Origin of the sequence: Acinetobacter sp. NIOH-H-8 (assembly GCF_046635365.1) — a bacterium.
Lineage (GTDB): Bacteria > Pseudomonadota > Gammaproteobacteria > Pseudomonadales > Moraxellaceae > Acinetobacter.
In genome coordinates, this window is record NZ_JBHDVN010000224.1 from 1 (window position 1) to 435 (window position 435).

Annotated in this window: 1 pseudogene; it reads right to left on the minus strand. The window is 45.3% G+C overall.

Going from position 1 to position 435, the window contains the following annotated elements:
* Nucleotides 1–268 (minus strand): annotated as a pseudogene (locus ACEWB7_RS17930) (aminotransferase); the annotation flags it as partial.
* Between the last annotated feature and the right edge of the window lie 167 nt (nt 269–435).

Genomic DNA, 435 nt, shown 5'->3' on the forward strand with positions numbered 1-435 from the left:
TTCCACGGGCCTGATAATGCTGCATAATCGCTTTACGGGCGGAATAAAGCCCTTTCGAGTCGCAATATCCTTGCGCCGTCGGCAAATTACGAATGACATCGACCAGAATTTCGTCCGGCGCTTCGAATCCGAAGGGGGCGGGGTTGCCGATATTCAGTTTAAGAACTTTATTACCTTCTTCCTCAAGGCGTTTCGCTTCTTTCAGAACGGGGCCACGAATGTCATAACAGACATTTTCGAGTTTGCTGGATTTTTCAATGGGGGCCATGAATCTTGACCTTTTAGCTGTTATTGCCACTCCCTGCCGTGGAAGTCAGCACGAAACAATGTACTCCCACGACGGTGAGTTTTGAAGAGTGAACAGAAGAAGATTTTGTTTATTTTTAACGCGCTTTCGTACTGTTTAAAACTTCATAAAATCATTTGGTTAGATGC